Here is a 5,879-nt window from a genome sequence, read left to right on the forward strand (position 1 = left end):
CCATGGGGCTGCTCAGCAGCCTGCTCATCTTCAGCTTCTACAGCGTGGTGGGGGGCTGGACCCTGGGTTACACCGGCATGGCGCTGGCGGGTAGTTTGCAGCACGGAGACGGCGCGGCACTGACTGCTCGCTTCAACGACTATGTCGGTGATCCGCTCTGGCCCGTGCTGACCCACCTGCTGTTTGCCGCCCTCACCTGGTGGTTCGTGCAGGGCGGCGTGCAGCAGGGGGTGGAGCGCACCCTGCGCTGGATGATGCCGGCCCTGTTCATCATGATACTGCTGCTGGTGGCCTTCGGCCTCACCCTGCCCAATGCCATGGCCGGGGTGCGCCACTTCCTGATGCCGGACTTCAGCAAACTCGGCATGTCCGGGGTGCTCGATGCCATGGGGTTGGCCTTTTTCTCCCTCTCCATCGGGCTCGGGATTCACACCACCTATGGTGCCTACTTGCCTTCCAGCGACGGGGTTGGCCGTTCCAGCCTCTGGGTGGTGCTGCTGGCGAGTCTCATCGCCGTGCTGGCGGGCTTGATGATATTCCCCGTATTGGCGGCGACCGGCATAGATCCCGCCGCGGGCCCGGGCCTCACCTTCATGACCATGCCGGCGGTGTTCCAGAAGTTGCCATTCGGCCAGGGGTTGGCGGTGATCTTCTTCTCCCTGCTGGTGGTGGCTGCGCTCTCCTCTGCCATCTCGCTGTTGGAGCATCTGCAGTGCTTCCTCTGCGAGAGCTTTGGTTGGTCACGCCGTGCGGCCTGCGGCCTGATCATCGCGTTGGTGATGGTGAACGGCATTCCCGTCAGCCTGTCGTTCGGCCCCTGGGCGGATGTGACCCTGTTTGGCAAGAACATCTTCGAGCTGCTGGATTTTGTCACCTCCAACCTGATGATGCCCATGTTCGGGCTGGCGCTTACCCTGTTGCTGGGCTGGAAACTGGGTCAGCAGGGGCTGCCCCGGGGATTGGCACAACACTGGCGTATCCTGGTGATGGGTTGCTGGCGCTGGCTGGCACCGTTACTGATCGGCGGGATCCTGCTGCGCGGCTTGATATGAGGTTCGATCTTGATGGGGGGGGAGCGAGCCCCTCCCACTTTTCAACCTGACTCTGTCGAGCGCGGACTGCCAACGGGCGATGACTGCATCATCCTGATCCCTGGAAAAGGCGAGATAGAGCCATGATTCGTGAAGCACTACACCTGAGTTTGTCACGATGCGATGTGATAACCCTCGCTGTTCCAAGGTGGCATCCAGCACCATTTCGCCGACTGGAAATGCATCAATTTTGCCCAGTACCAAGCGCTGCAAGGCTTCGTCCACGGTTTGGTAGCGCACCAGATTGGTATATCCCTCGCGGGTGAGTCGTTCGTCATCGGCATTACCCAGCACAACCCCGACCCTTGGCAAGTGACGCAAGCCGTCGAGGTTCTTCAGTTTGTGTCTGGGTGACGGGGGTTGATAGATGATCACTTTATTCAGAAACAGTGGCCCTACCCATTTAAAGAGGGGCTCTCTCTCGGGTGCCCAATGGGTGACAAACAGCGCATATCCTGGCTCAAGCTTGGTCAGTGCCAGGGCCCGTTTGAAGGGATAAATCCGGATGGGATATGTTTCTCCCAGTTCATCTTGTATTTGCTGGATCAGGCGAACGGCGACCCCGTCGAGCTGGCCATCATGGTGGTAAGTAAAGGGCACGAGTTCATGGCTGAGCAGGGTCAGCGAGGGTTGTGCCGACAGTGTCAGGCTGAGGCTGAGGAGTGTTCCGATGAGCAGCGTTCGTTTCATGCACTGTCCTGTTGCATAGGCTGAATCAAGTGGCCGAACCAGGCGATCTGTCTGATCGGTGACGGGAGGTCACTGACTCATCAAGATTAAACCAAAGGGCTGGTCACAGGGGCATTATCATGGTCAATCGGGAGTCCCTGATTGATGAATATAGGTTTTTCAATGGAAGTTGAAAATTTTTACTTCTCATTGTGTCAATTTTTCTTTCCATAGTTTAGGCTGTGGCTCCTTTTTGGCGTTCAGGCCATCCTACTCATGTCATCCGTTTTCGCGCTGTCAGGCCGATTTTTCCGCTCGCAGGAGAGGTGACCTTGTACGTGCAGTTTGTCTGAATGTTCATTGCAGGGTCGCCGACAGGCGGCCTTTTTTGTGGTTGCCCGTTTGATGTTTACCCATGGAGTATCGATTTGATGTTGCGTTCCCCGGAGGTTGTATGAGCCAGGTTCAGTGGTCTTCCCGTCTTGGTCATGTGTTGGCAGCGGCCGGCACGGCGATCGGCCTTGGCGCCATCTGGAAGTTTCCCTATGTGACGGCCACCAATGGCGGTGGCGCCTTCCTGCTGGTGTTCCTGTTGTTCAGCTTCACCCTGGGGGTGGCCGTGCTGGTGGGGGAGACTCTGCTCGGCAGCCGCAGCCAGCGCGGGGTGCTCGGCGCCTTCAACAAGCTGGTTGGGCCGAACTGGCGCTGGATGGGCTACATGGGGATATTGTGCGGCTTCTTCATCTACAGCTTCTACAGTGTGGTCGGCGGCTGGACCGTGGGTTACGCGGCGCTGGCTGTGATGGGCAAGCTCAACCTGAGTGAGGGCAGTGCCCTCACCGCCCTGTTCAACGGCTACGTCAGCGATCCCTGGTGGCCCGTGCTGACCCATCTGGTGTTCGCCGGGCTCACCTGGTGGTTCGTGCAGGGTGGCATTCAGAAGGGGGTAGAGCGGGCGTTGCGCTGGATGATGCCGACCCTCTTCATCATGATGTTGCTGCTGGTGGGGGTGGGGCTCTCCATGCCCGGTTCCATGGTCGGGGTACGCCAACTGCTGCTACCTGATTTTTCCATGCTGACCGGCCAGAGTGTACTGGATGCGCTGGGGCTGGCTTTCTTCTCTCTTTCCATCGGTCTTGGCGTGCACACCACTTATGGCGCCTATCTGCCCAACAGCCAAGGTGTGCTGCGCTCCGGGGTCTGGGTGGTGACGCTGGCAAGCCTCATCTCTGTGCTGGCGGGGTTGATGATCTTCCCCGCGCTGGCCTCGACCGGCATAGATCCTGCCGCAGGTCCCGGTCTCACCTTCATGACCATGCCCGCAGTGTTCAACCATCTGCCGTTTGGCCAGGGACTGGGGGTGGTGTTCTTCCTGTTGTTGCTGGTGGCGGCGCTCTCTTCCTCCATCTCCATGCTGGAGCATCTGGTGCGCTTCACCACCGAGGAGTGGGGCTGGTCCCGCCGTGGCGCCAGCCGGCTGCTGACTTTGCTCATCATGGCCTCCGGCATTCCAGTCAGCCTGTCGTTCGGCCCCTGGAGCGAGCTGACTCTGTTTGGCAAGACCCTCTTCGACTTGCTCGACTACCTCACCTCCAACCTGATGATGCCGCTGTTCGGCCTGGTGCTGACCCTGCTGCTGGGTTGGCGACTGGGGGACAGCATATTGCCCGCCGGCCTGTCGCCCGTATTGCGCTTCGGTCTGCTCTGGTGCTGGCGACTGGTGGCGCCGCTGCTGATCGCCGGGATCCTGGTACGGGGTCTGTTGTAAATCGTGCTCTGCCTGGGGGTCTGATAGCAAGGCCCAGCCTGTGCCGGGCTTAGTTGGGGGGAGTGGCGGGCAATTGGGGGTTCAGGTGTGACCTGATCTGCTTCAGCGTCTTCTGGTACAACTCCGCATGGTGTTCCATGAAGGAGGTGCTATGGGTCAGACGCCGCTCCAGGCGGTCAACCAGCAGTGCCACCTTGGGGGCTGGCATGCCGGCGGGCCAGCACAGTTGCAGCAACTCCAGCAGTTGCCAGGCATCGCCGGGCAGCGCCGGAAACTCCTCCTGCAGGGTCAGGGCATACTGCACCGCGAGCTGATGCTGGTCGGCCACTATCGCTCTTTGCCGCTCCTGGCGCAGATAGGTCAGGCGCTGTTCACGGCGCTCCAGTTGCAGCATCTGGTCGGTGACCACCTGCTTGAACAGCTGTTGGATCAGGGGGGCCGGGGCCACCTTGGCCTCATATTGGCTGAGCTGTGTCAGGTAGCGCTGGGCGTGGTGGGGCAGGCCTGAGAATTGGCTGACGGCAAAACCGAGCAGCTGGTTGAGGTGGTTGTCCCGTGCTGTCTCCGGCGGGTGTCTGGCCAGTAACACCAGGGCTTCGTCGAAGCGGTAATCCAGGCTCAGCATCAGGGCCCGCAGCAAGGCATTCTCATGGGCGCGTAGGGCCACGGCATGACGGAGGTACTGATACTCCTGCTGCAGTGCGCTGATCCGGGCGGCCGTGGGGTAGTGCCAGATCACGGCCAGGCTGGCGTTCAGAATGAAATTCTCGATAGATATCCGGAGCTTGTGTTCAGAAAAGAAGCGCAAACTGATGGCGTTGGCCTGCTCAAGCGCCTTCCCCTCGTCTTTGAGTAGCAGGGCCAGCAGGATAGCGGCCTGGCGCCACTCGGGCTGCCAGGGTTGCTCGTGCAGCAACTGGTTGAGCACCTCCCAGGCAGATTCCCACTTTGACTCGTGCAGCAGGCAGGCCAGCTTCAGCTCCAACTGTATGCTAGGCGGCAGCCGTTCCTGATAGCGGGCCAGATCCTTGTGCGCGCTCTCCAGCTTGTTCAATCCCAGCAGTGAGTGGATCAGTCCCTTGCGCGGCCACCAAGCGTCGTATTCCTTGGTGCACATGGCATAGTGCTGGGTGGCGTGGAAGTGATTCTGCTGCTGCAGCAACATGTAACCCTTGACCCTGTCCAGCAGCGGGCCCAGCCCTTTGTGCTGCTGTTGCTGGTAGAGCAGGTCTTCACACAGGGTGCAGCCGATATGCCACTCTCTCAGCTTCATCGGGGCCGGTAGGGGACGGGTCAGCCGGGTCAGCAGCACGAAATCGCGCAGGCAGAGCGTCAACTGCTCTGTGGTGAAGGGCATGGGCAGGTGCAACGGGAAGTAGAGATCCGAGGGGGGATACTGGAGCAGATCATCATCCTCATCCAGCAACAGCAGCACGCAGCCCGGTTCGAGCAAGCCCAGATAGTGCGCCTCTTGCAGCAAGCGGATCCCTTCATGAGCCTGATGGTGATATTGGCGGCAGATGATGGCATCGAACGACTGCTGACGCAGCAGGGTGGGCAGGGTGGCGAGCTCCTTGCAATGGATCAGTTGGGATGGCGTAATACCGTGCTCATTCAGCCCCTTGTAGAGGACTGAGCTGAGCATGGCATCGTCTTCGATCAACAGGATCTGCATCTTTGGCACTCCTTCGCGGGATCACAGTACGAAGAAGTATGGTACGCGGATGGATTCAAAAAGATCTAGTTTTTATCGCCCAGCCAGGATCCTGGCTCAATCTCTCCTCCGGTCAAGATCGCGGAGGATTGATGAGAAAGACCACAGCGCCCCATAGGCGGGCGTCTGTGCCAATTTCGTTTCCCAGGCGGGATCCCACTCTCCCCCTGAGCCAGTCCACAGTTCGCCCACCGGCAGCTTGCTCGGCGCTATGCCCTGCCCCTGAAAACGCAGGGGCAGGGCCGGATCCAGAGGGCCTGTGCCCAGTGCGGGGGCATAGGCCACCACAGCGCCATAGTCCTTGGTGAGGTAGTCGCGGCTGGCCTACTGCAGGCCTGGACCTTTGGCGGAGAAGGGGCCGTCGTTCTGGCGGATCAGGCGGGGCCCCACAGATCTGGGCGTATAGGGCCAAACAGTGGCTTATAGCAGGGGATTGGGGGGCGGAGAGCCCCGTAGCAGCTGTGCCAGCCGCTCCAGCCCCTCGGCGACGCGGGCATCCGTGGCCGGTTGGCTCAGGCTCAGCCTTACCCCTTGCGGCGCGGCGAATTGGCCGGCGGCGAAGTGTTCCCCGCTCGCCACCCCGACGTCAAGGGCGTTGGCGGCCTCGGCGAACGCCTGGCTGCGCCAGGGTTCCGGT

At 60.6% G+C, this 5,879-nt stretch carries 4 protein-coding genes and 2 pseudogenes; 2 read left to right on the forward strand and 4 right to left on the reverse strand.

Annotation, left to right across the window (positions count from 1 at the left end; genetic code table 11):
* Window positions 1-1,052: sodium-dependent transporter (locus AAC083_RS07790; RefSeq protein WP_108536251.1), on the forward strand; the 1,052-nt coding region annotated here is incomplete at its 5' end.
* Here AAC083_RS07790 and AAC083_RS07795 read toward each other — a convergent pair.
* Window positions 1,014-1,781: a substrate-binding periplasmic protein gene (locus tag AAC083_RS07795; protein WP_108536252.1), complete on the reverse strand. Its 768-nt coding sequence runs from the start codon at window positions 1,779-1,781 to the stop codon at window positions 1,014-1,016. The genes AAC083_RS07790 and AAC083_RS07795 overlap by 39 nt on opposite strands.
* A gap of 433 nt (window positions 1,782-2,214) precedes the next feature.
* Between AAC083_RS07795 and AAC083_RS07800 the strand changes: the two genes are divergently transcribed.
* Window positions 2,215-3,528: a sodium-dependent transporter gene (locus tag AAC083_RS07800; protein WP_108536253.1), complete on the forward strand. Its 1,314-nt coding sequence runs from the start codon at window positions 2,215-2,217 to the stop codon at window positions 3,526-3,528.
* Between the two features lie 49 nt (window positions 3,529-3,577).
* Here AAC083_RS07800 and AAC083_RS07805 read toward each other — a convergent pair whose 3' ends face one another.
* The 3 genes and pseudogenes from AAC083_RS07805 to AAC083_RS07815 form a co-directional block, all read right to left on the reverse strand.
* Window positions 3,578-5,203, reverse strand: coding sequence for a hypothetical protein (locus AAC083_RS07805; protein WP_108536254.1), 1,626 nt, complete (start codon window positions 5,201-5,203; stop codon window positions 3,578-3,580).
* A 216-nt stretch (window positions 5,204-5,419) separates the two neighbouring features.
* A pseudogene (locus AAC083_RS07810) lies at window positions 5,420-5,500 on the reverse strand (DUF3142 domain-containing protein); the annotation flags it as partial.
* Between the two features lie 162 nt (window positions 5,501-5,662).
* Window positions 5,663-5,879: pseudogene (locus AAC083_RS07815) on the reverse strand (PLP-dependent aminotransferase family protein); the annotation flags it as partial.

Source organism: Aeromonas sp. HMWF014 (assembly GCF_963878295.1).
GTDB classification, from domain to species: Bacteria; Pseudomonadota; Gammaproteobacteria; order Enterobacterales; family Aeromonadaceae; genus Aeromonas; species Aeromonas popoffii.